The 23,841-nt window shown below is 68.3% G+C and carries 21 protein-coding genes and 1 riboswitch; of the genes, 12 read left to right on the forward strand and 9 right to left on the reverse strand.

Annotated elements, in window-relative coordinates:
- Positions 1–103 precede the first annotated feature (103 nt).
- Positions 104–394, reverse strand: coding sequence for a GIY-YIG nuclease family protein (locus V5F74_RS04590; protein ID WP_394006508.1), 291 nt, complete (start codon positions 392–394; stop codon positions 104–106).
- A 419-nt stretch (positions 395–813) separates the two neighbouring features.
- On the opposite strand from V5F74_RS04590, the gene dnaG reads away from it, so the two are divergent.
- On the forward strand, positions 814–2,757 hold the full coding sequence (gene dnaG / locus V5F74_RS04595; RefSeq protein WP_394006510.1) for a DNA primase: 1,944 nt from the start codon (positions 814–816) through the stop codon (positions 2,755–2,757).
- Between the two features lie 260 nt (positions 2,758–3,017).
- Positions 3,018–5,018, forward strand: coding sequence for an RNA polymerase sigma factor RpoD (gene rpoD / locus V5F74_RS04600; RefSeq protein WP_029557662.1), 2,001 nt, complete (start codon positions 3,018–3,020; stop codon positions 5,016–5,018).
- Positions 5,019–5,321: 303 nt separating this feature from the next.
- Here the strand turns inward: rpoD and V5F74_RS04605 are convergent, their stop codons facing one another.
- The 6 genes from V5F74_RS04605 to V5F74_RS04630 all read right to left on the reverse strand — a co-directional run bounded on the left by V5F74_RS04605 (position 5,322) and on the right by V5F74_RS04630 (position 11,741).
- On the reverse strand, positions 5,322–6,035 hold the full coding sequence (locus tag V5F74_RS04605; RefSeq protein ID WP_394006513.1) for an ABC transporter ATP-binding protein: 714 nt from the start codon (positions 6,033–6,035) through the stop codon (positions 5,322–5,324).
- Positions 6,032–6,781: an ABC transporter ATP-binding protein gene (locus tag V5F74_RS04610; RefSeq protein ID WP_394006515.1), complete on the reverse strand. Its 750-nt coding sequence runs from the start codon at positions 6,779–6,781 to the stop codon at positions 6,032–6,034. Before V5F74_RS04610 ends, V5F74_RS04605 begins: the two co-directional genes overlap by 4 nt.
- Positions 6,774–7,691 carry a branched-chain amino acid ABC transporter permease gene (locus V5F74_RS04615; protein ID WP_394006517.1) on the reverse strand — a complete coding sequence of 306 codons (918 nt, stop codon included), beginning with the start codon at positions 7,689–7,691 and terminating at the stop codon, positions 6,774–6,776. The genes V5F74_RS04610 and V5F74_RS04615 overlap by 8 nt, the downstream gene beginning before the upstream one ends.
- On the reverse strand, positions 7,688–8,608 hold the full coding sequence (locus tag V5F74_RS04620; RefSeq protein WP_168458894.1) for a branched-chain amino acid ABC transporter permease: 921 nt from the start codon (positions 8,606–8,608) through the stop codon (positions 7,688–7,690). The genes V5F74_RS04615 and V5F74_RS04620 overlap by 4 nt, the downstream gene beginning before the upstream one ends.
- Positions 8,609–8,966: 358 nt before the next feature.
- Positions 8,967–10,139, reverse strand: a complete 1,173-nt coding sequence (locus V5F74_RS04625; protein WP_029557658.1) for an ABC transporter substrate-binding protein — start codon at positions 10,137–10,139, stop codon at positions 8,967–8,969.
- A 120-nt stretch (positions 10,140–10,259) separates the two neighbouring features.
- Complete coding sequence (locus V5F74_RS04630; protein WP_394006520.1) at positions 10,260–11,741, reverse strand: alpha/beta hydrolase; 1,482 nt, start codon at positions 11,739–11,741, stop codon at positions 10,260–10,262.
- 308 nt (positions 11,742–12,049) lie between these two features.
- On the opposite strand from V5F74_RS04630, the gene V5F74_RS04635 reads away from it, so the two are divergent.
- The 5 genes from V5F74_RS04635 to V5F74_RS04655 all read left to right on the forward strand — a co-directional run bounded on the left by V5F74_RS04635 (position 12,050) and on the right by V5F74_RS04655 (position 16,673).
- On the forward strand, positions 12,050–12,523 hold the full coding sequence (locus V5F74_RS04635) for a DUF2948 family protein (RefSeq protein ID WP_394006522.1): 474 nt from the start codon (positions 12,050–12,052) through the stop codon (positions 12,521–12,523).
- Between the two features lie 245 nt (positions 12,524–12,768).
- Positions 12,769–14,304 carry a putative bifunctional diguanylate cyclase/phosphodiesterase gene (locus tag V5F74_RS04640; protein WP_394006524.1) on the forward strand — a complete coding sequence of 512 codons (1,536 nt, stop codon included), beginning with the start codon at positions 12,769–12,771 and terminating at the stop codon, positions 14,302–14,304.
- Between the two features lie 97 nt (positions 14,305–14,401).
- Positions 14,402–15,694: a histidinol dehydrogenase gene (gene hisD, locus V5F74_RS04645; RefSeq protein WP_394006526.1), complete on the forward strand. Its 1,293-nt coding sequence runs from the start codon at positions 14,402–14,404 to the stop codon at positions 15,692–15,694.
- A 13-nt stretch (positions 15,695–15,707) separates the two neighbouring features.
- Complete coding sequence (locus V5F74_RS04650; protein ID WP_394006528.1) at positions 15,708–16,205, forward strand: UPF0262 family protein; 498 nt, start codon at positions 15,708–15,710, stop codon at positions 16,203–16,205.
- A 6-nt stretch (positions 16,206–16,211) separates the two neighbouring features.
- On the forward strand, positions 16,212–16,673 hold the full coding sequence (locus V5F74_RS04655) for an arsenate-mycothiol transferase ArsC (RefSeq protein ID WP_024279953.1): 462 nt from the start codon (positions 16,212–16,214) through the stop codon (positions 16,671–16,673).
- Positions 16,674–16,714: 41 nt separating this feature from the next.
- On the opposite strand, the gene V5F74_RS04660 is transcribed toward V5F74_RS04655, so the two are convergent.
- Positions 16,715–17,743 (reverse strand): AI-2E family transporter, encoded by a 1,029-nt coding sequence (locus tag V5F74_RS04660; protein ID WP_394006530.1) that lies wholly within the window; start codon positions 17,741–17,743, stop codon positions 16,715–16,717.
- Between the two features lie 68 nt (positions 17,744–17,811).
- Positions 17,812–18,975, reverse strand: a complete 1,164-nt coding sequence (locus V5F74_RS04665; RefSeq protein ID WP_394006532.1) for a serine hydrolase domain-containing protein — start codon at positions 18,973–18,975, stop codon at positions 17,812–17,814.
- Between the two features lie 208 nt (positions 18,976–19,183).
- A riboswitch (guanidine-I (ykkC/yxkD leader) is annotated at positions 19,184–19,293 on the forward strand.
- A 70-nt stretch (positions 19,294–19,363) separates the two neighbouring features.
- Between V5F74_RS04665 and V5F74_RS04670 the strand changes: the two genes are divergently transcribed.
- From V5F74_RS04670 to V5F74_RS04690, 5 genes are all read left to right on the forward strand, one after another.
- Entirely contained in the window at positions 19,364–20,467 is a 1,104-nt protein-coding gene (locus V5F74_RS04670) for a putative urea ABC transporter substrate-binding protein (protein ID WP_394006533.1), read from the forward strand.
- A gap of 257 nt (positions 20,468–20,724) precedes the next feature.
- Entirely contained in the window at positions 20,725–21,537 is an 813-nt protein-coding gene (locus tag V5F74_RS04675; RefSeq protein ID WP_374250761.1) for an ABC transporter permease, read from the forward strand.
- Positions 21,534–22,358 (forward strand): ABC transporter ATP-binding protein, encoded by an 825-nt coding sequence (locus tag V5F74_RS04680; protein WP_374250760.1) that lies wholly within the window; start codon positions 21,534–21,536, stop codon positions 22,356–22,358. The genes V5F74_RS04675 and V5F74_RS04680 overlap by 4 nt, the downstream gene beginning before the upstream one ends.
- Positions 22,359–22,368: 10 nt before the next feature.
- Positions 22,369–23,181, forward strand: a complete 813-nt coding sequence (locus tag V5F74_RS04685; protein WP_394006536.1) for an urea amidolyase associated protein UAAP1 — start codon at positions 22,369–22,371, stop codon at positions 23,179–23,181.
- An 11-nt stretch (positions 23,182–23,192) separates the two neighbouring features.
- Positions 23,193–23,840 carry an urea amidolyase associated protein UAAP2 gene (locus V5F74_RS04690; protein ID WP_394006538.1) on the forward strand — a complete coding sequence of 216 codons (648 nt, stop codon included), beginning with the start codon at positions 23,193–23,195 and terminating at the stop codon, positions 23,838–23,840.
- Position 23,841: the final 1 nt, after the last annotated feature.

Raw genomic sequence — 23,841 nt, forward strand, 5'->3', positions numbered from 1 at the left:
TTCCTTGCCCCCAGCGATCTTTAGCATTGCCCGCTGCGCGGGACTCTTGCGCTGGACCCCGGATCCGCGCTCCACCTTCGGTGTCGCTTGTCCGGGGAACAGGTCAGGACAGCCAGTCCTCTGCCAGATCGCGCCAGTCGGGGTTGTCCCGTTCGATGAGGGCGAGTTTCCAGTCCCGGTGCCACCTCTTCAGCCGCCGTTCGTGAGCGCGGGCAGCGTCCAGATCATCGAACAGATCCACATGCACGAGGAGGTAGACGGCATATTTGCGGGTGAAGCCGGGGACGGCGCCGGAGCGGTGCTCGAACAGGCCGCGGGCCAAGTCGTTCGTGACGCCCACATAAAGCGTCCCGTTGCGGCCGCTCGCGAGGATGTAAACGGCGAAGCTCGGCATTTGCCCGAAGGTAACAGGATTCGGCCCCGCTGCGCGGGAGAGGTGTCCCCTACCCCTGACCAGCACTCCGGCCACCACCGTCGCTTGTCCGGGGAACAGCTCTCGCGCCCCGGACGCATGCAGCGCAGCGGAATGCGAGCCGGGGCCCAGCGCGACGAACTGCCGTAGGCGCTTCCTGACCCCCCCGCCCTCAGGCTTTGCCCCGCTGCGCGGAAGCCTTGCGCTGGGCCCCGGATCAGCGCTCCACCTTCGGTGTCGCTTGTCCGGGGCACGAGGGTGGTTGACGCGGCCCGGGTGCCGCCCCCCCCCCGTTTCCCCCTCCCCCCATTCCCGGCTACACTGAAGGGCTGATCTTCCGGCGCCTGACTTTGGGTGACCGACGTCCCGCGCCCCTCACAGACTGCTGGCTCCGCCTGTCCATGCGCTTTTCACCCGCCTTTCTCGACGAGATCCGCGCCCGGCTTCCGGTGTCGGAGGTGGTCGGCCGTCGGGTGAAGCTGAAGAAGCAGGGGCGCGAGTTCGCCGGGCTCTCGCCGTTCAACGCGGAGAAGTCGCCATCCTTTTTCGTCAATGACCAGAAGGGCTTCTACCACTGCTTCTCCTCCGGCAAGCACGGCGACGTGTTCGATTTCCTGATGGAGACGGAGGGCGCCTCCTTTGGCGAGGCGGTGGAGCGGCTGGCCGCCATGGCGGGCCTGTCCCTGCCGCAGGAGACGCCGGAGGCGGCGGCGAAGGAGCAGCGGCGGCGCACCCTCTATGAGGTGATGGCGCTGGCGGCCAAGCATTTCGAGGCCAACCTGCAGTCCCGCCTCGGCGCCAAAGCGCGCGGCTATCTCGCCGACCGGGAGATCGGCCCCGCCACGCAGAAGCGATTCGGCCTCGGCTATGCGGCGGGCGAGCGATTCAACCTGAAGGAGGCGCTGGGCAAGGAGGGCGTTTCCGTCGCCGACATGGTGGAGGCGGGCCTGCTGATCGCCGGCGAGGACATTCCCGTCCCCTACGACCGCTTCCGCGACCGGGTGATGTTTCCCATCACCGACCTGAAGGGCCGCGTGGTGGCCTTTGGCGGCCGGGCGCTGGAGAAGGACGTTCCGGCGAAATACCTCAATTCCCCGGAGACCCCGCTCTTTCACAAGGGGTCCTTGCTCTACAACGGCTTTTCCGCCCGCACCGCCGCCCAGTCCGGTGCCCGCGTCATCGCGGTGGAAGGCTATGTGGACGTGATCGCCATGGTGGAGGCGGGCTTCACCGGTGCCGTGGCACCGCTCGGCACGGCCCTCACCGAGGACCAACTGCAATTGCTCTGGCGCATGTCGGAAGAGCCGCTGCTGCTGTTCGACGGCGACAAGGCCGGCCGGCGCGCCGCCCATCGCGCCATCGACCTCGCGCTGCCCCACCTGAAGGCCGGGCGCAGTCTGTCGTTTGCCGCCCTTCCCGAAGGTCAGGACCCGGACGACCTGATTCGCCGCTCCGGCCGCGAGGCCATGGAGCAGGTTCTGGCGCAGGCGCGCCCTCTCGCAGCGGAACTCTGGGCGCGGGAAAGCGAAAATGCCTCGCTGGAGACCCCGGAGCGTCGGGCGGGGCTGGAAGGCCGGCTGAACGAGGTCGTGAACGCCATCGGCGACGAGACGGTGCGCAAGCATTACCGGGCGGATCTGATGGGCCGGTTCAACGCCCTCGTTGCCCCTGCGGATCGCGCGCGCGGCCCCGGTCGCGGGGGCGGCAGCCGGGAGAGCTGGTCGCCCGGTTTCACCCCCGGACGGGGGCGCGGCGGCAAGTTTCCCGGTAAGCCTTCCGCCCCGCCTTTGGCCCCGCGCGGCCAAGAGATTGCAAGGAGCGCGCTGGTGCGCGGCCCCATGGCCGCCCTGCCCCGCAACGAGGCGCTGCTGCTGTTTTGCCTCATCAACCACCCCTTCCTTTTGGACGAGGCGGGCGAGGAGGTGTCGAGCCTGCCCCTCGCCAATCCGGAGGCCGACCGGCTGCGCCGCGCGCTCATCGAGGCGCACCTGGAGGGGCTGGACGCGGAGGCCCTCGCCGAGCATCTCGACCGCTCGGATCTCGACGCCCTGACGCGCCGGGTGAAGGCCCTCGCCAACCCCCGCCACGACTGGCCAGCCTATTCGGATACCGCAGAAGCCGATGTTCGGCTCTGGTGGCATCAGCGCACGGCCTTGCATCGCAAGGCTCACGCGCTATCTAGAGAGCTGAAGGAAGCCGAGCGCACGCTGGGGGAGGATCCCAGCGAGGTCAATTTCGCCTGGTTGAGGGACGTCCGCGAGCGCCTGTCGGCGATCGAGGGGACCGAGGCGCTGGTGGAAGGGTTCGGTGCATCTTCGGGTCGTTCGGCCGTGCGGTCCCTTTAAGGGCGCGCAAGCCGGAGCGGCACAATTTGGCCAAGAGCGTCTGGCATGGCCCGCAGGGCGGGTGCATGCCGAAGCTTCGGCCCACGGGACGGAAGGCAGCCTGCCGCCGACGACCATAGGGGTTGGAAGCGCGTTCAGGCTGGTTTAACGGGATGGCGTCAAAAAGGCCGCTCCCGGGTTCAAGGGCAAAAGGTGGCGAGGCAGAGGAGCCGCGCCGCCGTTCTGCTGTTGGAAATCGGCGGGATCAGCAGGAGAAGTCGATGGCGAAGCAATCTTCCGAAGCCACAGAGGCCCCGGAGAAGGAGACCGACGCCCCCGACGGGCCGTTGCTCGACCTGTCCGACGCCGCTGTGCGGAAGATGATCAAGAACGCCAAGCGGCGCGGCTATGTGACCTACGAGCAGCTCAACGAGGTGATGCCTTCCGAGGAAGTCACCTCCGAGCAGATCGAGGACACGCTGGCGATGCTCAATGACATGGGCATCAATGTCATCGAGGCCGAGGAAGCCGAGGCCGAAGAGGGCAGCGAGGAGACCGAGACTCCCGACGAGCCGGAAGAGGCCGAAGGCGGCGAGCTCGCCGAGCCCGCCCCGCGCGCCGTCGCCCGCGCCGAGACCAAGTCCGAGCCGGCCGAGCGCACCGACGACCCGGTGCGCATGTACCTGCGCGAGATGGGCTCGGTGGAGCTGCTCTCCCGCGAGGGCGAAATCGCCATCGCCAAGCGCATCGAGGCCGGCCGCGAGGCCATGATCGCCGGCCTGTGCGAGAGCCCCCTCACGTTCCAGGCCATCATCATCTGGCGCGACGAGCTGACCGAAGGCCGCGTGCTGCTGCGCGACATCATCGATCTCGAAGCCACCTATGCCGGCCCCGAGGGCAAGAACCCGCCCGCGGCCCTCGGCGAGGAAGCCGCCCTTGCCCCCGAGGCGGGCGAGGACGGCCTGCTCGGCGACGGCGCCGGCCCCGATGGCGAAGAGGACGACATGGAGAATTCCATGTCGCTCGCCGCCATGGAGGCGGAGATCAAGCCGAAGGTGGTGGAGACCTTCGACCGCATCCATTCCAGCTACACCAAGCTGCGCCGCCTGCAGGACCAGAACGTCGAGTCCAAGCTCAAGAACGAGACCCTCTCGCCCGCGCAGGAGCGCAAGGCGAAGAAGCTCAAGGAAGAGCTGGTCGGCGACGTGAAGAGCCTGTCGCTCAATCAGGCGCGCATCGACGCGCTGGTGGAGCAGCTCTACGAGATCAACAAGCGCCTCGTGGGCTACGAGGGCCGCCTGCTGCGTCTCGCCGACAGCTACGGCGTCTCCCGCGACGACTTCCTGAAGAACTACATGGGCGCGGAGCTGGACCCCAAGTGGGTGCTGCGCATCTCCAAGCTCGGCACGCGGGGCTGGAAGGGCTTCGTCGCGCACGAGAAGGACACCATCCACGAGATCCGCGGCGACATCCACGCGCTGGCCACCGAGACCGGGCTGGAGATCGCCGAGTTCCGCAAGATCGTGCAGATGGTGCAGAAGGGCGAGAAGGAAGCCCGCCAAGCGAAGAAGGAAATGGTGGAGGCGAACCTGCGCCTCGTCATCTCCATCGCCAAGAAATACACCAACCGCGGCCTGCAGTTCCTGGACCTCATCCAAGAGGGCAACATCGGCCTGATGAAGGCGGTGGACAAGTTCGAGTACCGCCGCGGCTACAAGTTCTCCACCTACGCCACGTGGTGGATCCGGCAGGCCATCACCCGCTCGATCGCCGACCAGGCGCGGACCATCCGCATCCCGGTCCACATGATCGAGACGATCAACAAGATCGTCCGCACCTCGCGGCAGATGCTGCACGAGATCGGCCGCGAGCCCACTCCGGAGGAGCTGGCCGAGAAGCTCGGCATGCCGCTGGAGAAGGTGCGCAAGGTGCTGAAGATCGCCAAGGAGCCCATCTCCCTCGAAACGCCCATCGGCGACGAGGAGGATTCGCACCTCGGCGACTTCATCGAGGACAAGAACGCCATCCTGCCCATCGACGCCGCGATCCAGAGCAATCTGCGCGAGACGACGACCCGGGTGCTGGCCTCCCTCACCCCCCGCGAGGAGCGCGTGCTTCGCATGCGCTTCGGCATCGGCATGAACACGGACCACACGCTGGAGGAAGTCGGCCAGCAATTCTCCGTGACGCGCGAGCGTATCCGCCAGATCGAGGCCAAGGCCCTGCGCAAGCTCAAGCACCCGAGCCGCTCGCGCAAGCTGCGCTCGTTCCTCGACAACTGAGCGGCGCACGCCTTCAGGATCAAACGGCAGGCTTCGGCCTGCCGTTTTCGTTTGGGCGCCCTGGCCTCCCTGAACTCGGCTGCTGCCGGGCGGTGACACGCGCATAGGACAAGCCTCGCGCCCCGGACGCATGCAGCGCCAGCGGAATGCGAGCCGGGGCCCAGCACAAAGGTCCGCCGAAGGCGCTTCATGATCCCGGCGCTCGAAGGCATTGCCCCGCTTCGCGGGAATCTTCCCCTGGCCCCCGGATCGGCGCTCCGGCTTCGCCGTCGCTTGTCCGGGGAACGGGTGTTCTCGGGATGGTCACACCCCCAGAAACCGCCCCACCAACTCGGCATCCCCCGCAAAATCCGCGGCTGGCCCGGAATGCACCACCCTCCCCTTCTCCATCACTGCCACCTGATCGCACACCCCGGCCAGCGCCGAGACGTGCTTGTCCACGACGATGAGGGAGAGCCCCTCCCCCTTCAGCACCGACAGCACCGCCCAGATCTCCGCGCGGATAAGCGGGGCGAGGCCCTCGGTGGCCTCATCCAGAATGAGCAGGCGCGGATTGGTCATCAGCGCGCGGCCGATGGCGAGCATCTGCTGCTCGCCGCCGGAGAGGCGGTTGCCGTAATTGCGGCGCCGCTCGGCGAGGCGCGGGAACAGCCCATAGACGCGCTCCAGCGTCCACGGCGGCAGGCCGGAGCGGCCGGGGGTGGCGGTGGCGACGAGGTTTTCCTCCACCGTCAGCGTGGGGAAAATCTGCCGCCCCTCGGGTACGAGGCCGAGGCCGAGGCGGGCGATCCTGTGCGGCTTCAACCCGCGCAAGGCCACGCCGTCGAAGGTCAGCGTGCCGCCGCTGGGCGGCAGAAGGCCCATGAGGGCGCGCAGGGTGGTGGTCTTGCCCATGCCGTTGCGGCCCACCAGCGCCAGCGCGCCGCCCATGGGCACGGATAGGTCCACGCCGAACAAGGCGGGCGTGCCACCATAGCCGGCGGTGAGGCCGGTGATGGTGAGGAGCGTCGCGCTCATGCGCCGTCCCCGAGATAGGCGGCCTTCACGGCCGCATCGGCGCGCACGGCATCGGGCGTGCCGCAGGCGATGATGCGCCCGTTGACCAGCACGCTGATGCGGTCAGCGAGGCGAAACACCGCGTCCATGTCGTGCTCCACCAAGAGGATGGCGCAGCGGCCCTTGAGGCGGGTGAGAAGCGCCACCATGGCGGCGGATTCCGCCGGGCCGGTGCCGGCCATGGGCTCGTCCAGCAGCATCAGGCGCGGGCGGGCGGCGAGCGCCATGGCGAGTTCCAGCGCCCGCTTCTCGCCATGGCTCAGGGCGGCCGCCGCCACCTCGGCGCGGGCGGCAAGGCCCACTTCATCGAGGAGGCCAGCCGCCTCCTCCCGCGCCGCGCGGTCGGAGGACGCGGGGCGCAGCAGGCGGAAGGTGCGCCCGCGCGCCGCCATCACGGCCAGCGCGGCGTGCTCCAGCGCGGTGAAGCGGGGAAAGATGGAGGTGATCTGGAACGCCCGCGCGAGCCCCAGCCGCGCCCTTTTATGAACGGGCAGGCGGGTGATGTCCGCCCCGTCGAAGCGGATCGTGCCAGCGTCGGGCATCACCTCGCCGGCGATCTGGCCGACGAGGGTCGTCTTACCGGCGCCGTTGGGGCCGATGAGGGCGTGGATCTCGCCGGGCAACACCGCGAGGTCCACCCCGGCCGTCACATGCAGCGCGCCATAGGCCTTGGCGAGGCCGGCGATGTGGAGCAGCGCTTCAGCCATCGCGCCGCCCCCCGAGCAGGGTGGCAATGCCACCGCGCGCCAGCACGAGCAGCACCAAGAGCGGGCCGAAGATGATGCGCCAATGCTCGGTGAGATGGGCAAGCCCATCCTCCAGCAGCACCACGCCCAGCGCGCCGAGCACCGGGCCGAGGGCGCTTCCCGGCCCGCCCGCCACCACCATCACGATGAATTCCGCCGAGCGGTGCCAGGAGAGATAGGCCGGGCTCACGAACTCGGTGAGATTGGCATAGAGCGCGCCCGCGAGCCCGGCGAACGCGCCGGCGATGACATAAGCGACGAGGCGGTAGGCATAGGGGTCCACCCCCAGCGCGCGCAGCCGCCGCTCATTGTCCCGTCCTGCCGCCAGCACCCGGCCGAAGGGGGAGCGCGCCAGCATGGTCGAGACAAGGACGGTGAACGCGAGGAGCCCCAGCACCACATAATGGAACGTCTTCGGGTCTTTCAGCCAGCGCATCCCCGCCACGGTGGAGCGGGCGGCCAGCGTCAGGCCATCGTCGCCGCCATAGGCCGACAGGCTCTGGGTGACGAAGAAGGCCATCTGCCCGAAGGCCAAAGTAATCATGATGAAATAGACGCCGCGCGTGCGCAGCGAGATCGCCCCCGTCACGAGGGCGAACAGGCCGGCCGCCGCCATGGCCAGGGGGAAGGAGACGAGGGCGTCGCGCACCCCCTCCTCCATCAGGATGCCCACCGCATAGGCGCCGATGCCCATGGTGGCCGCATGGCCGAAGGAGACGAGCCCGCCCTGCCCCAGGATGAAGCCGAGGCTGGTGGCGGCCAGCGCGAAGATCATGGCCCGCGCCACGAGCGTCAGCATCGCGGTATCGGCGAAGGCCGGCACGGCGGCGAGCGCCGCGAACAGGACGAAGGCGAGGAGGAACCGCCTCATGCCGGCGCCGGAAACAGGCCGCGCGGGCGGAAGAAGAGGATGGCCGCCATCAGCACATAAACGCTCATGGAGGCGAGCGCCGGCCCGGCCGCGCTGGCGGCGGAGGCGGACAGGACGAGCTTCAGGATGTCGGTGAGGAAGGAGCGGCCGAGGGTGTCGATGAGCCCCACCAAGAGCGCCGCCACGAACGCCCCGCGCATGGAGCCGATGCCGCCGATGACGATGACCACGAAGGCGAGGATGAGGAGATTGTCCCCCATGCCCGGCTCCACCGAGAGGATCGGCCCCGCCATGGCGCCGGCAAAGGCCGCCAGCATGGCACCGAAGGCGAAGATGCGGGCGAACAGGGCATTGATGTCCACCCCCAGCGCCGACACCATGGGCGCGTTGGTGGCCCCCGCGCGCAGCAGCATCCCCGCCCGCGTGCGGGTGACGAGGACATAGAGCAGGCCCGCCACGCCAAGCCCCGCGCCAATGAGGACGAGGCGGTAGACGGGATAGTTCAGCCCGTCCATCAGCCGCACCGAACCCGACAGCGCCTGCGGCATGGGGATGGCGAGGGGCGCCGAGCCCCACACCATGCGCACCGCCTCGCTCACGAACAGGATGATGCCGAAGGTGGCCAGCACCTGATCGAGATGGTCCCGCCCATAGAGCTGGCGGATGACGAGGCGCTCCAGCAGCAGCCCCAGCACCAGCGCGGCGGCGAGCGCCAGCGGCAGGCCCAGCCAGAAGCTGCCGGTGAGGGCGGTGGCCGTCACCATCAGGTAGGCGCCCAGCATGTATTGCACGCCGTGGGCGAGATTGATGACATCCATCACCCCGAACACCAGCGTCAGCCCCGCCGCCACCAGGAACAGCAGGATGCCGAGCTGGAGCCCGTTGAGCATCTGGACGAGGAAGAGGGTGAGGGTCATGGATCGCGCGGGTGGACAAAGGAAGAGTGTTACGCACCCAAGCCGCCGTCATGGCCGGGCTTGTCCCGGCCATCCACGTCGACCCGCACGCGCCAATGCGGCAGGACCGTTCCCGGCCTTACCACGTGGATGCCCGGCACAAGGCCGGGCATGACGGTGACTCATCAGAATTTCGTTCCCCGGACAAGCGACACCGCAGGTGGAGCGCTGATCCGGGGGCCAGGGAAAAGGTCGGCGAAGCCGGCGAAAGCCGTCCCAGCCTCAGGGCACGCCGCCTGCGGCGAACCGTTGCGCTGGACCCCGGCTCTCCTTCCGCTCGCGCGTCAGTCGGCCGGGGTGCGAGATGAAGTGAGCATCCTCACTTCATCTCGCACTTTTCCGCGTAGGCGTCGCCATAGTTGGAGAAGACCTTCTCCTGCACCATGGTCTCCACCTTCCCGTCCGGCCGCTTGCCCACCTTCACGAGGTAGAAGTCCTGGATGGGGAACTGGTTGGTGTTGAACTTGAAGTTGCCGCGCACGCTCGAAAAGTCCGCCTTCTTCAGCGCCGCGCGCACGGCGGCCTTGTCGGCGGTCTTGCCGCCGGTGGCCTTCAGCGCGCTGTCGATGAGCTTGGCCGCGTCATAGCCCTGCGCGGCGTAGAGCGCGGGGATGTAGCCGTATTCCTTCTCGAAGGCGGCGACGAAGGCCTTGTTGGCCGGGGTGTCGAGGTCCGGCGCCCAGGCCGCGCCGGAATAGAAGCCGAGCGCCGCCTCGCCGGTGGCGGGCAGGGTCGTCTCGTCCACGGTGAAGGCGGAGAGGAAGGGCGTGGTGTCGGCAAGGCCCGCCTGCCGGTACTGCTTCACGAGGTTCACGCCCATGCCGCCGGGCATGAAGGTGAACACCGCATCGGGCTTGGCCGCGGCGATCTTGGCGAGCTCGGCGGAGAAATCGAGCTGGCCGAGCTGGGTGTAGATCTCGTCCGCCACCTCGCCCTTGTAATAGCGCTTGAAGCCGGCGAGCGAATCCTTGCCCGCCTGATAGTTGGGGGCGATCAGCACCACCTTCTTGAACCCCTTGTCCTGCGCATACTTGCCGAGAACCTCGTGGTTCTGGTCGTTCTGGTAGGAGGCGGAGAAGAAGAAGGGGCTGCACCCCGCGCCGGCGATGGTGGAGGGGCCGGCATTGCCGGAGATCAGGAAGGTCTCGTTGGCGGTGACGGGTTTCGCCACCGCGCCCATCACGTTGGAGAAGACCACACCGGCGACGAAGTCCACCTTGTCGCGCTCCAGGAGGCCCTTCACCTTCTGCACGGCGATGTCCGGCTTCAGCTCGTCATCGACGACCACCACCTCGGTCGGCTGGCCGCCGAGCTTGCCACCCAGCTCCTTCACCGCCAGCAGGAAGCCGTCGCGCATGTGCTGGCCGAGCACGGCGGAGGGGCCGGAGAGGGTCGAGACCAGCCCCACCTTCACCGGATCGGCGGCGGCCGCGCCGGACAGTGCGAGGGTGCCGAGGAGCGCGGTGGAGGCGAGAAGTCCCTTGAAACCCATGGCGGTGGAGTCCCCGTTGGATGGTTCTGACGTGATGGTTCTGACGTTATTCGTCTGACGTGGCGGCACCCTTGCAGAGCCGCGCGCGCCAGACAAGCCGGGATGTCGGGCGCGCCGCCCTTACGGCCCCCGCGCGGGGGGCAGGCCGGCGGCGACGCGCTCTTCCAGATAGGGGAAGAAGGGGTTGGAGGACATGCGCACCAGCATCTCCACGCCCACCACCAGCGCCCCATATTCCCCGCGCGCGGCGATGTCGCCGAGGCGGATGCCAAACTTTTCCGCCGGGTCGGGATCGAGTCCATAGAGCCCGTCCGACAGGGGGAAGGGCACCGCCACGTGGGAGAGGGAATAGACATCGTCCGGATAGAGGGCGGAGAGCGGCCGCACCGTCTCCTCCGTCGCATCCGCCAGCGTCTCCCGCACCACGGTGGCGGACGAGCCGGGCGCCGCATTGCCGATGACGGCGGTGCGGAAGCGGCGGGGGGCCGGCGGCAGCAAAGACGAGATGGCGGTATCGGCCCGTCGGTTCAGCAGATCCTCGAACTGACCCGAGCGGTTGATATCGACCAGCACCAGCTCGCTGCCGTTGTCCTCCAGCCGGGCGTGCAACTGCTCGATCACCGCCCGCGCGCTCACCGTATGGTCCAGCACCGACTGGAAGGTGAGCACCGGCGCCAGCCCGGTGAGGCGGCCGGCGCGGGAATGGCGCTCGATATTGGCCTGAAGCACCTGCGTCAGTTGGAAGGATTCGCGCGCGGCGTGGACCGGGAATGAATTGTACTTGAAGGGGTTGAACTCGGGCGTGATGTTCAGCCACGCCGCCTTGGCGAAGGCCGGGAAGATGGCCGGCAGGCCCGCGAGGCCGGCGAAGCGGGCGAATTCCGTCACCCCCACCATGGGCGACATGAGCACGATGCGCGACGGCGCCACGAGGCTGGGATCGTCCAGCGCGTCGAGCGCGTGCATCAGCGCCAGCGCGCCACCGTTGGAATAGCCGACGATATGCACCGGTTTGCCCGGCCCCACCCGCTTGCGGGCCTCGCGCATGGCGAGGCGGGTGGCGGCGATCCAGTCCTCGTGGCCGATCTCGGTCAGCGACCCCGGCACCGTGCCGTGGCCGGGCAGGCGCAGCACGATGGCGATGAAGCCATGGTCCGCATAGAGCCGCGCCAGATGGCGGTGGCTGTAGGGCGAATCGGTAAGCCCGTGCAGGAACACCGCCGCTCCGGCCGGCTCGCCTTTCGGCTGAAGCACGTAGGTGCGGTTGAAATCCTGCGCGAAGCTCGGCGGATAGATGGGGCTGGCGGCGAAATAGCGGTTGAAGCGGACGCGGTCCTCCGGGTCCACCTTGTCGGTCACATTGGCCTTCACGCCGGCGAAGGCCTTGTCCTCGGCGGCCATGTAGGCGGCAAGGTCCGCGCTCGCCATGGCGCTGCGGCTCATCTCCGGGGGATGGTAGGTGTGCCAGCGCTCCAGCGGCGGGCCGCGCTGGGAATCCACCGCCCGCACCACGAAGATGGTGGCGACCACGGCGAAGATCAGCAGCGCCAGGATTTTCACCGTGCGCTTCGTCCCCCGCCACATGAACCCGAACGCCCCCATTCCCCGTCTCCCCCATCGCGCGGCGAACCTACAGGGCAAAGCCTTGCCGGCAAAGCCGGGACGCCGGAGGCGTGGGGAACAGCTCTCGCGTCCCGGACGCATGCAGCGCCAGCGGAGGGGAGGTATTAACCGTCATCGCCCGGACAAGCCGGGCGATGACGGTGGAGAGCCTGGAGCCCGCAGCCCCGGGATGGCACGGTGGGGTTGCGCTTCGTCCCGCCACGGGACCACCTTCATCCCCCCAACCCCTTGCGGCGGGCGGGTGGCGTCGCTATCTGCGGTTCACGCCCAAAAGAGGCTGCATCGCCATGGAAAACCTGAAGCTCATCGCCCTCGACGAGGAAGACCTCGCCATTTTTTCCGCCCATCTGCAGGATGCGGTGGTGAAGATGGTGGACATGGGCTTCCTGCCCCGGCTGCAGCGCTTCGCCCTGGTGCTGAACCGCTTCGACTGGGACCAGAAGGTCGTCGCCAACGAGACGGTCCGCCGCCGCACCGGCCTGCATTTCGAGCGGGTGCGCGACGTGAAGTGCCGCGGCATGGAGGAGGGGCAGCGCACCGGCGTGCTCAATCTGCTCGCCGTCACCTTCATGCCCGGCGACCTGCCCTCGGGCTTCGTCTATCTCACCTTCTCCGGCGGCGCCGAGGTGCGGCTCGAAGTCGAGTGCATCGAGGCGGGCCTGCGCGATCTCGGCCCCGCATGGGGGTGCACCCATGCCCCCAAGCATCCGGAAGTTGCCGTGCCCCCCGCCGGCGTCGGCGGGAGCGCCGGGCAGGGCTGAACGCCGCCCATTAACCAGGATCGCGACCGCCCGAGGCCGCCCCTATCCGGCGGCCTTTCCGCGTTGTATCGCAATCTGAATCGCCCGTTTGGGACGCGTCCGCATGGCAGAGCGGATCCGATCCTTCTTTCCGGACGTAATAACGTCGCAAAAATCGGTTAGAGGGCCGGATTCCCCCCCGGCAGAGGATTGCAGTTCGCGCCGCCATGTCGTTTCGATCTTTCAATACAGCGTCGGTTTCGACATTGCCGCGGCGTTGGATCCTGATCTACGGAAGTATCATAGTAACGGCCATCGCAGTCTTTGTCGCGATCCTGCAGGCCGATCTCATCCACTCCGTCTTTTTCATCGGCGAGGCGCATGACGCCTGGCATCTCGATGAGCTGTTCGCCGCGTGGATCGTTGCGACCGGCGCGCTCATCGCGATCCTGATCGTCCGCGAAAGTGAGCTGCGCAAGCTCATCGTCCAGCAGCGCGAAACCCTGAAGCTGGTGGACGACGCCTCCGCCTTCGACGGCCTGACCGGCATCGCCAACCGCCTGCAATTCCAGTCGGAATTCGGCCGCGAGCTGAAAGAAGCCTGGCACAAAAGCTCGCGCCTCGCCCTCCTCGTGGTCGATGTGGACCTGCTGCGTTCGGTCAACGAGACACACGGGCATGGCGCCGGCGACGATCTCCTGCGCCAGCTGGCGGCGCGGCTGGTCTCGGTGCCGCACCGGGGCGGCATGGTCGCCCGGCTCGGCAGCGGCGAGTTCGCCATCCTGTTCCCCATGGGGTCGGACGAGACCGAAGAGCTGTTCCGGCTGGCGAGCCGCATCCTGTCGCGGCTGCGCGAGCCGTTCGACTGCAACGGTACCCAGGTGGACATCACCGCCAGCATCGGCATCAGCAAGTATCCGCGCGACGGATCGTCGGCGACGGTGCTCCTGCAATCGGCGGAAAAGGCGCTGCGGCAGGCCAAGGCGGCGGGCAAGGACTGCTATGCGCTCTACGATTCCGGCCTCGACGCCCGCGGCCGGGAGCGCCGGAGCCTGGAAACCGAGTTCCGGCACGGCCTCGAGGCCGGCGAGATCGTGGCCCAGTACCAGCCCGTGGTCTGCCTCAAGACGGGCGAGACGGTGGGGTTCGAGGCGCTGGCGCGCTGGCAGCACCCCACGCGCGGCCTCCTCGGCCCCGCCGAGTTCATCCCCATCGCCGAGGACGAGGGCCTCATCGACCCGCTCTTCACCGCCATGCTGCGCCGGGCGGGCGATGACCTCGCCACCTGGAAAACGCCGCGGACGGTGGCCGTGAACCTGTCTCCGGTTCAACTGGTGGACCCGCACCTGCCGGACCGCACCCTGGCCCTTCTGGAGGAGATGAACATCCCGCCGGGGCAGATCGAGCTGGAAATCACCGAGACGGGCCTGCTGGCGGACTTCGAGGCGGCCCGCAAGACGCTGGTCGCGCTCAAGGAGGCGGGGGTGCGCATCTCCCTCGACGATTTCGGCACCGGCTTCTCCAGCCTGCGCCACCTCAACGAGCTGCCCATCGACAAGATCAAGATCGACCGCTCCTTCACGCGGCGCATCGCCACAGAGGCCCAGAGCTGCAAGATCATCGCCTCCATGCTCAGCCTCGGCCGGGCGCTGGAGCTGACCACCGTCGCCGAGGGCGTCGAAACCCGCGAGGAGGCCGATTTCCTGTTGAGCGAGGGCTGCGAGCTGGGACAGGGCTACCTGTTCGCCCGCCCGCTCTGGCCGCAGGAGGCGTTCGCCAGCGTCAACCCCTCGGGCGCCTGACGTTCAAGGCCGGCGCGGACGGCGGGCGGTTGCGCGGCAAAGGCTGCCGCACCGCTTGGGGCTTCCCTCGCGCGCGAACCTGCTCTAGCAAGGCGGCATGCCGATCCGCCTCACCATCAGCCAGCCCGACTTTCCCGAGCGCTTCATCGAATTCCTCGGCTCCAAGCGCGAGGCGTCCGTGGACGTGCAGGACAAGGTGTCCGCCATCATCGCCGACGTCCGCGCCCGCGGCGACCGGGCGCTGGTGGACCTCTCCCGCACCTTCGACCGGGTGGACCTCGACGCGCTGGGCATCAAGGTGAGCGACGCCGAGCTGGACGCCGCGCTCGCCTCCATCCCGGACGAGACCCGCGCGGCGCTGGAATTCGCCAAGGCCCGCATCGAATCGCACCACGCCCGCCAGAAGCCGGCGGACGAGACCTATGTGGACGCGGCCGGCGTCACCCTCGGCCATCGCTGGACCAGCGTGGATGCGGTGGGCCTCTACGTGCCCGGCGGCACCGCGGCCTATCCCTCCTCCGTGCTCATGAATGCGGTGCCCGCGCAGGTGGCCGGCGTGCCGCGCATCGTCATGGTGGTGCCAGCCCCGGACGGCGTGATCGCGCCGCTGGTGCTCGCGGCCGCGCGGCTGGCCGGCGTGCACGAGGTCTATCGCGTGGGCGGGGCCCAGGCGGTGGCCGCGCTGGCCTATGGCACGGAAACCATCCGGCCGGTGGACAAGATCGTCGGCCCCGGCAACGCCTTCGTCGCGGCGGCCAAGCGGCAGGTGTTCGGCAAGGTCGGCATCGACATGGTGGCCGGCCCCTCCGAGGTGCTGATCCTCGCCGATGGCGACGCCAGCGCGGACTTCATCGCCGCCGACCTCCTCGCCCAGGCGGAGCACGACACCGCCGCGCAATCCATCCTCATCACCTCCTCGCCGGAGCTGGCGGATCGGGTGGAGAAGGCGGTGGAGGGGATGCTCGCCACCCTGCCGCGCGCCGAGATCGCCTCCGCCTCCTGGCGCGACCATGGCGCCATCTTCCTGGTGGACAGCCTCGCCGACGCCATCCCGCTGGTGGACCGCATCGCGCCCGAGCATCTGGAAATCCATGCGGCGAATGCTGATGCGCTGGCCGCGCAGGTGCGGCACGCCGGCGCCATCTTCATCGGCGCCTGGACCCCGGAAGCCATCGGCGACTATGTGGGCGGCACCAACCACGTGCTCCCCACCGCCCGCTCGGCCCGCTTCTCCTCCGGCCTCGGCGTGCTGGACTTCATGAAGCGCACGTCGATCCTCAAGCTCGACGCCGACGCGCTGGAAAAGCTCGGGCCGGCCGCCGTGCGCCTTGCCGCCGTGGAGCGGCTCGACGCGCACGGGCGGTCCGTCTCCATCCGCACCAACAGATGACGGGGAAATAGCGATGAGCAACAAGGCGGAGACAAAGCCCTCGGCCCGGCTCAGCGCCGTGACCCTCGACGAAGCCTCCATCGGCCACGGCGGCAGCCCGGACATCGAGCACGAGCGCGCCACGGCCATCTGGGACCTCATCGAAGACAACAGCTTCATGCCCTGCGGCGATCCCGGCGAGGGCCCCTACCAGCTCTTCATCTCGCTGGCCGACAACCGTCTCGTGCTGGACATCAAGCGCGAGAGCGGCGAGCAGGTGGTGCAGCACCATCTCTCCCTGACCCCCCTGCGCAAGGTGGTGAAGGACTATTTCCTGATCTGCGAGAGCTATTACAACGCCATCCGCACCGCCTCGCCGAGCCAGATCGAGGCCATCGACATGGGCCGGCGCGGCCTTCACAACGAGGGATCGACGCTGCTTCAGGAACGCCTCAGCGGCAAGGTGGTGGTGGATTTCGACACCGCCCGCCGCCTGTTCACCCTCGTCTGCGCCCTGCACTGGAAAGGCTGACCGGCGATGGAGCCCCCTGCGGCGTCCCAGCGCTCAGCGCGGCCGCAATCGGTTCTCTTCATGTGCGGGCAGAACGTGGTGCGCTCGGTGATGGCGTCCGCGCTCGCCCGGCATCTGTTCGGCAAATCCATCTATGTGGGCTCGGCCGGGGTGATCGCGGGTGATCCCGACCCCTTCGTCACGGCGGTGATGGACGAGATCGGCCTCGACGTGAAGAAGCACCGGCCGCAGAGCGTCGAAGACCTCGAGGAATACGAGGGGCTCAATTTCGACCTCGCCATCTCGCTATCGCCCGACGCCCACCACCGCGCGCTGGAGCTGACCCGCACCAACGCCCTCAAGGTGGAATACTGGCCCACCCCCGACCCCACCGGCGAAGGCGGCAACCGTGAGCAGCGGCTGGAGGCCTACCGGAACGTGCGCGACGAGCTGGAGCGCCGCATCCGCGCGCGCTTCCGGCAGCCCTAGGACACCCCGCGCCTCCCCTGCCCCGGCGCCCCCCCGAAAGGTCACGCCTGCCCCGCCTCCTCGGTCGCCACCCGGCCGGAGAACAGCTCCGCCACGAAGCGCGTGTCGGGATGGTGGGCGCACAAGGTGAGGCCGGCGATCAGGATCGGCACGCCGATGAAGGCGCCGGCAATGCCCCACAGGAAAGCGAAGAAGAACACCGCCAGCAGCACCAGCACCGGCGACACCGACAGCGCCTTCCCGGCGAGGCGCGGCTCCAGATAGCTGCCCGACAGGAACTGGATGATGTTGAGGCACACGAACACGAACACCGCCATCTCCCAGCTCTCGAACTGGGCAAGGGCGAAGAGCGTGGGCAGCAGCGTCGCCACGAACGGGCCGATGAAGGGGATGTAGTTCAGCGCGAAGGCGATGGCGCCCCAGGCCAGCGCCAGTTCCAGCCCGGCGGTGAGGGTGAAGGCCCACACCACCGCGCCGGTGGCGATGCTCATGAGCGTGCGCACCGCCATGTAGGTCTGCATCTTGCGGGCGATGTCGGCGAGCGCCGGGGCGAGGAAGGGCGCGCGGCCGGAGCGGGAGAGGCGCTTGACCTGGCTCTTCATGGCGTCCACTTCGAGCAGGCCCAGCAGCACGTAGATGAAGGTGAAGACGAGGAAGCTCGCCATGCCCTGCAGGCGGCCGGACAGGTCCTGGAACAGGCGCAGCAGCCAGCGCACGTCGAAATGCTCGGCCCACAGGCCCGCCAGCACGAAGCCGTGGCCTTCCAGCCAGACCGCCGCCTGGCCATAGAGCGTCTGGAAGCGGGCGGCGTTCTGGAACACCCAGGCGGCCACATGGCTGAAGCCCCACACCACCACCGAGGACACCGCCCCCACCACCGCCAGCGTGATGAGGAGCGTGCCCAGCACGGCCACCATCTTGGGCAGCTTCGCCTCCAGCCGCGCCAGCAGCGGATGCACCACGGCGATGACGAACAGCGCGAAGACAACAGGCGCCAGCAGCGCGCCCGTCACGTAGAGCGCCGCGAACACGACCACCGCCGCCGCCAGCCCCACCAATCCCCGCATCATCCCGCCTCCGGTTTCCCCATGGCGATTACCTGAGGCCGAGACGATTGGCGAGCCTCACGCGGCAAGCGTCACGCGACAAGGATGCGCCGCATGGCCCGAAGCCCGAGGCCGGCGGCGCCTGGCCCGTTGACCAGCGAGAACACGCCGAAGGGCGACGGCGCGTCCGTGCCCTGCCAGGCGAGGAAGCCCATCCATGCCGTGAAGCCCGCCACCGCCCCGTCCTTGGTGACGAGGGCGAGGGGGCCGGAGGCATCGGTCACGTCATGCATGATCCAGCCATAGGCCGTGCGCGGCGCCTTCCCGCCGCCGCAGCGGGGGGAGGAGGAGATGTTGCCCTGCTGGTAGGCGAGGGCCGGGCTCTCCATGCCGCCGTCGCCATGGCCCATGCTGGTCCTGAGGAAGGCCAGCATGTCGGTGCCGGTGGAGACGATGCCGCCCGCGCCGACGCCGGTGAGGCGGGTGGGCGCATAGTCCGCGCGCGGCGGCAGAGGCTGCCAGTTTTTCCGGTAGCCGATGGGCAGGCGGGGCTTCATCCCGGGCCGGAAGATGCCGGTGGCCGACATGCCCATGCCGGCGGCGTAGGCCTTCAGCGCACGCTCGTAGCGCTCGGCGGCCTCTCCCATGCCGCCCTGCCCCGCGCCTGATCCGGCCAGCGCCAGCAGCGACCAGCTGAGGTTGGAATAGGAGTAGCAGCTTCCCGGCGGGAACGGCGGCTGGAGCGTCGCGAGATAGGGGAACATCGTTCCGAAGCTCGCCATCACGCCGGGCGGATGCACCCCGCCCTGATTGTCCTGCGCCAGGCCGGACTGGTAGCGCGCGATATCGGCGAGCGGAATGCGCGCGAGGCCCGGCGAGAGCGCGCGCGGGGCGAGCCAGTCGCCGAGATTACCCTTGAACGGCCCATGCGCCTGATAATGCAGGCAGGCGGTGAACACCTTGGAGATGGAGCCGATGGCGAACGGCGTTCCGCCATGGAGCGTCAGGGGCCGCCCGCCGGGATGGGTGAGGTCCGGCGCGGCGGCGAGGAAGAGCTGGCCGTTGCCGCGCGGATTGACCACGCCCAGCACCACCGCGAGCCGGGCCCCATGCTGCGCACGGGCATTCGCCACCTCGGCGTCCGCCATCTGCTGCAGCGCCTCGAACGGCAGGCGCGGATAGCCCGCGGCGAAGGCCGGGCGGGCCAGCATCCCCGCCGCGAGGGCTCCCTTCAGAAATGCGCGCCGGTCCAGCATCTCCCGCCTCCCTGCCCCCGGAGAATGGCGCGGGGCGCCGCGGATGGCGAGCCTTCGCGTGTATGCAATGCGCATCAGAACCGACGCATCTGCACAAAATTTCGGCCGCAAATGCCCAGCCGAGGCGCAGGCCTTTGCCGGGCGATTCTGGCAAGCCGTTGAAAACAAATGCGCGACGGCTTGGCACGCGGGTTGCTTTTAGAGATGTCGAGTTGGTGGCTAGGGTTCCGGCATCCAAAAGATGCGCTGGTCCGAGAGCTGCCACCGCGACGGGAGACATCCGGCGCGGGTGCACGGCGGGATAAAAGCCCGGGAGACCTCAGTGGCCAAGGAATTGGCGGCACTGGTCTCGCCAATTCCCAATTCGTCGAAGCGAAGGGGAATTTGAATGCGCACTCCGGTTTCGTCCAAACTTCATCGTCTGAAATCCGCGCTCGCGGGGGCTTTCGGCCTCGCCTCGGTCGCCGGCCTCGCGCTCGGCGCCGGCCCGGCCGAAGCCGCGCCGAAGAAGGAATTCAAGGTCGCCTGGTCGATCTATGTGGGCTGGATGCCCTGGGGCTACGCCAACGACACCGGCATCGTGAAGAAGTGGGCCGACAAGTACGGCATCAAGATCGATGTGGTGCAGTTCAACGATTATGTGGAGAGCATCAACCAGTACACGGCCGGCGCCTTCGATGCCCTCACCGTGACCAACATGGATGCCCTCTCCGTGCCCGCCGCCGGCGGCGTGGACACCACCGCCGTCATCGTGGGCGACTTCTCCAACGGCAATGACGCCGTGATCCTGAAGGGCAAGAAGGACCTCGCCGCCATCAAGGGCCAGAAGGTCAACCTCGTCGAATTCTCGGTCTCCCACTATCTGCTCGCCCGCGCGCTTGAGAGCATCAAGCTCAAGGAGCGCGACGTGAAGGTGGTGAACACCTCGGATGCCGACATGGTCGCCGCCTACAAGACCAAGGCGGTCACGGCGGTCGTCACCTGGAACCCGCTGGTGTCGGAAATCCTCACCGACAAGAACGCCCACGCGGTGTTCGACAGCTCCAAGATCCCCGGCGAGATCATGGACCTCCTCGTCGCCAACACCGCCGTGCTGAAGGACAATCCGGACTTCGCCAAGGCGCTGGTGGGCATCTGGTACGACACGACCACCCTCTTCACCGCCGACACGCCGGAAGGCAAGGCGGCGCGCGAGGCCATGGGCAAGGCCTCCGGCACCGACCTCGCCGGCTTCGACAGCCAGCTCGCCGCCACCCGCCTCTTCGCCAAGGCGCCCGAGGCGGTGGCCTTCGTCCGCTCGCCGGATGTGGGCACCACCATGGACCGCGTGCGCAAGTTCCTGTTCGAGAAGGAGCTGCTCGGCTCCGGCGCCAAGTCTGCCGACGCCATCGGCATCGAGCTGCCCGGCGGCAAGGTGCTGGGCGACGCCAAGAACGTGAAGCTGCGCTTCACCGACACCTGGATGGCGATGGTCGCCGACGGGAAGCTGTGAGGCTTTCCACCCCTCTCCCCTTGCGGGAGAGGGGCCGGGGGTGAGGGGTAGGGATCGCTCCGCAGGTGCCGAAGCCGGTTCTCGCGGCACCACACCCCTCACCCCAACCCTCTCCCGCAAGGGGAGAGGGAGCCCGGCGGGGAGCAACACGAGCAATTCCCCACACGTCGCCCGCCGGCTTGACCGGAGGGTCCGTCTCCAGGCCGGGCGGCCATCCCTCCGCCCCGCCGTCTTCCCACCCTTCAGGAGCAGCGCTGATGCGCCTCATCAATGTCAGGCCGGATCGGGGAACGGCGCTGTTCCTTGCCGTCCTCCCGTTCGCCCTGGTCGTTCTCGCCTACATCCTCGGCTCGGCGCAGCGCCTTGCGGAGAACCCGGACGACAAGCTGCTGCCGAGCCTGCCCTCCCTCGGCAATGCCATCGTGAAGATGGCCTTCACCGCCGATGCCCGCACCGGCGACTACCTGCTGTGGACCGACACGTTCGCCAGCATGGAGCGGCTGCTCTCGGCGCTGGCCATCGCCACAATCATCGCCCTCGTCATCGGCGTGCTGGTGGGGATGCTGCCCCTCGTGCGGGCGCTGCTGGCGCCGTTCGTCGCCATGGTGTCCATGGTGCCGCCGCTGGCGCTCCTGCCCATCCTGTTCATCGTCATGGGGCTGGGCGAGGAATCCAAGATCGCCCTCATCACCATCGGCATCACGCCCTATCTGGTGCGCGACCTCGCCATGCGGGTGGAGGAGCTGCCGCGCGAGCAGATGATCAAGGCGCAGACGCTCGGCGCGTCCACCTGGCAGATGATGGTGCGGGTGGTGCTGCCACAGATATTGCCCCGCCTGATGGACGGCCTGCGCCTCTCCCTCGGCCCGGCCTTCCTCTTCCTCATCGCGGCGGAAGCCATCGCCTCGGATTCGGGCCTCGGCTATCGCATCTTCCTGGTGCGGCGCTATCTCGCCATGGATGTGATCCTGCCTTACGTGGCCTGGATCACGCTCATCGCGGTGGCCATGGATTTCGGCCTCGCCCGCGCCCGCCGCGCCCTCTTCCCTTGGTTCGGAGGCGCGAAATGACCGCCATTTCCGTGCGCCATCTCTGGAAGGAATATGGCGAGCAGATCGTGCTCGAGGACATCAGCCTCGAATTCGCGCCGCGCTCCTTCATCGCCCTCGTCGGCCCCTCCGGCTGCGGCAAGACCACCTTCCTGCGCATCCTGCTCTCCGAGGAGACCGCGACGCGGGGCGAGGTGCTGATCGAGGGCCAGCCCATCGCCCGCGAGCCGGGTGCCGACCGGGGCGTCGTCTTCCAGCGCTACTCGGTGTTCCCGCATCTGACCGTGCTGGGCAACGTGCTGCTCTCCGCCGAGATGGCGGAAGCGCCCCTCACCGGCCGCCTGTTCGGCGCCCGCCGCCGGCAGGCGCAGGACGAGGCCCGCGCCCTCATCGAGGAGGTGGGCCTCAAGGGAGCCGAGGACAAATATCCCGCCGCCCTCTCCGGCGGCATGCAGCAGCGCCTCGCGCTGGCGCAGGCCATCATGCGCAAGCCCAAGATCCTGCTCTTGGACGAGCCGTTCGGCGCGCTCGATCCCGGCATCCGCGCCGACATCCACCAGCTCATGCTGAAGCTGTGGAACACCTGCGAGATGACGGTGGTGATGGTGACCCACGACCTCAAGGAGGCCTTCACCCTCGCCACCCGCATCATCGCCTTCGAGCGCCGCCGCAACCGGCCGGAGGAAAAGGCCCGCTACGGCGCCACCATCGCCAAGGACATCGAGGTCTGGCCCAAGAGGATCGCGGGCCAGCTGAAGCTCAAATCCACCGCCCCCGGCCGGGACGACCCGGCCATTTCCTCGGGCACCGGCCGGGACGACCCGGCGCTGAAGACGGCTTGAGGAGACAGCCATGACCGTCAGCGTCGAAACCCAGAAGTTCATCGAAGAGAACAAGCGCCGCTATGAGGAGCTGAAGGCGGCCGGCCAGCAGCACGCCCCCAAGGCCCTGCCCGGCCCCACCCTGCGCGGCTCGGCGTCCATCATGCCCGGCGCGGTGCTGCACACGGAGACCATTCCCGGCGGCTGGTACTGGTCCACGCCGCTGAAGGCGGGCGAGGCCCTGCGCATCCATCTGGCGCACGGGCCGGCGGCGGTCTCCATGATCGCGTGGTCGGCGGCGGACGCCTCCGAGCGGCTGAACTATGCGGACACGGTGAAGGTGCAGTGGACCTCCGCCCTCGGGAAGGGCCGCGTGCTGTTCTCCGACATGGGGCGGGTGATGTTCTCCCTCATCGAGGACACCACCGGCATGCACGATGCGCTGGTGGGCGGCTCCACCCCCGCCTCCAACCGCGCCCGCTACGGCGAGAAAGTGCTGCGCAACACGCGCGACAACTTCATTCTGGAGGCGCTGAAGCTCGGCCTCGACAAGCGGGACATTCCACCCGCCTTGACCTTCTTCGCTCCCGTGCGCACGGATGCGGACGGCGCGTTCCGCTGGATCGACGATGCCCGCCAGACCGGCGATTTCGTGGATTTGCGCGCGGAGATGGACCTCATCGTCGCCCTCTCCAACTGCCCGCATCCCATGGACCCGGCGCCGGACTACGCCCCGCCCCCGGTGGAGGCCATCCGCCACCAGCCGCCCGCCCCCGCCGCGGACGATCTGTGCCGCACCGCCACCATCGAGGCCGTCCGCGGCTTCGAGAACAACGCGCGCTGAGGGAGGACGACATGACCCGGTTCTTTGCTTCTCCCGTCCGCGATGCGTCTTCTGCCCTGCGCGATTACTTCGTCCCCGCCAACGCCCCCTTCTCCTGCCTCGTGAAGGCCGGCGAGAGCGTGCGCATCGTCGATCTGGAAGGCCAGCAGGCTGTCGATACTTTGTTCTACAAGGCCGATGACTTCGCCGAGCGCTATTCCTCGCAAGATACGCTGCGCGTGCAGGGCTCGGCCTATGTCTCCACCGGCACCAAGCTCATCTCCACCGAAGGCAATGTGATGCTGACCGTGACGGCCGACACCTGCGGCCGGCACGACACCTCGGCGGGCGCGTGCTCGTGCGAGGCGAACACGGTGCGCTTCGGCCATCAGGTGAATTATCTGCACGCCTGCCGCGAGAATTTCGTGCTCGAAGTGGCGAAGCACGGCATGACGAAGCGGGACATCGTGCCCAACATCAACTTCTTCATGAACGTGCCGGTGGAGCCTACGGGCGAACTCGCCATCGTGGACGGCATTTCCGGCCCCGGCGACTATGTGGAGCTGCGCGCGGAGATGGATGTGCTCCTCGTCATCTCCAACTGCCCGCAGATCAACAATCCCTGCAACGGCTTCAACCCGACGCCCATTCAGGTGCTCGTGTTCGGCGCGGAGGATTGAG

Origin of the sequence: Xanthobacter aminoxidans (genome assembly GCF_043193615.1) — a bacterium.
Lineage (GTDB): Bacteria > Pseudomonadota > Alphaproteobacteria > Rhizobiales > Xanthobacteraceae > Xanthobacter > Xanthobacter aminoxidans.

Bases quoted from the DNA above. Each gene is read 5' to 3' on its own strand.
- V5F74_RS04590 (WP_394006508.1), bottom strand. From the start codon at position 394: ATGCCGAGCTTCGCCGTTTACATCCTCGCGAGCGGCCGCAACGGGACG.
- dnaG (WP_394006510.1), top strand. From the start codon at position 814: ATGCGCTTTTCACCCGCCTTTCTCGACGAGATCCGCGCCCGGCTTCCG.
- rpoD (WP_029557662.1), top strand. From the start codon at position 3,018: ATGGCGAAGCAATCTTCCGAAGCCACAGAGGCCCCGGAGAAGGAGACC.
- V5F74_RS04605 (WP_394006513.1), bottom strand. From the start codon at position 6,035: ATGAGCGCGACGCTCCTCACCATCACCGGCCTCACCGCCGGCTATGGT.
- V5F74_RS04610 (WP_394006515.1), bottom strand. From the start codon at position 6,781: ATGGCTGAAGCGCTGCTCCACATCGCCGGCCTCGCCAAGGCCTATGGC.
- V5F74_RS04615 (WP_394006517.1), bottom strand. From the start codon at position 7,691: ATGAGGCGGTTCCTCCTCGCCTTCGTCCTGTTCGCGGCGCTCGCCGCC.
- V5F74_RS04620 (WP_168458894.1), bottom strand. From the start codon at position 8,608: ATGACCCTCACCCTCTTCCTCGTCCAGATGCTCAACGGGCTCCAGCTC.
- V5F74_RS04625 (WP_029557658.1), bottom strand. From the start codon at position 10,139: ATGGGTTTCAAGGGACTTCTCGCCTCCACCGCGCTCCTCGGCACCCTC.
- V5F74_RS04630 (WP_394006520.1), bottom strand. From the start codon at position 11,741: ATGGGGGCGTTCGGGTTCATGTGGCGGGGGACGAAGCGCACGGTGAAA.
- V5F74_RS04635 (WP_394006522.1), top strand. From the start codon at position 12,050: ATGGAAAACCTGAAGCTCATCGCCCTCGACGAGGAAGACCTCGCCATT.
- hisD (WP_394006526.1), top strand. From the start codon at position 14,402: ATGCCGATCCGCCTCACCATCAGCCAGCCCGACTTTCCCGAGCGCTTC.
- V5F74_RS04650 (WP_394006528.1), top strand. From the start codon at position 15,708: ATGAGCAACAAGGCGGAGACAAAGCCCTCGGCCCGGCTCAGCGCCGTG.
- V5F74_RS04655 (WP_024279953.1), top strand. From the start codon at position 16,212: ATGGAGCCCCCTGCGGCGTCCCAGCGCTCAGCGCGGCCGCAATCGGTT.
- V5F74_RS04660 (WP_394006530.1), bottom strand. From the start codon at position 17,743: ATGATGCGGGGATTGGTGGGGCTGGCGGCGGCGGTGGTCGTGTTCGCG.
- V5F74_RS04665 (WP_394006532.1), bottom strand. From the start codon at position 18,975: ATGCTGGACCGGCGCGCATTTCTGAAGGGAGCCCTCGCGGCGGGGATG.
- V5F74_RS04670 (WP_394006533.1), top strand. From the start codon at position 19,364: ATGCGCACTCCGGTTTCGTCCAAACTTCATCGTCTGAAATCCGCGCTC.
- V5F74_RS04675 (WP_374250761.1), top strand. From the start codon at position 20,725: ATGCGCCTCATCAATGTCAGGCCGGATCGGGGAACGGCGCTGTTCCTT.
- V5F74_RS04680 (WP_374250760.1), top strand. From the start codon at position 21,534: ATGACCGCCATTTCCGTGCGCCATCTCTGGAAGGAATATGGCGAGCAG.
- V5F74_RS04685 (WP_394006536.1), top strand. From the start codon at position 22,369: ATGACCGTCAGCGTCGAAACCCAGAAGTTCATCGAAGAGAACAAGCGC.
- V5F74_RS04690 (WP_394006538.1), top strand. From the start codon at position 23,193: ATGACCCGGTTCTTTGCTTCTCCCGTCCGCGATGCGTCTTCTGCCCTG.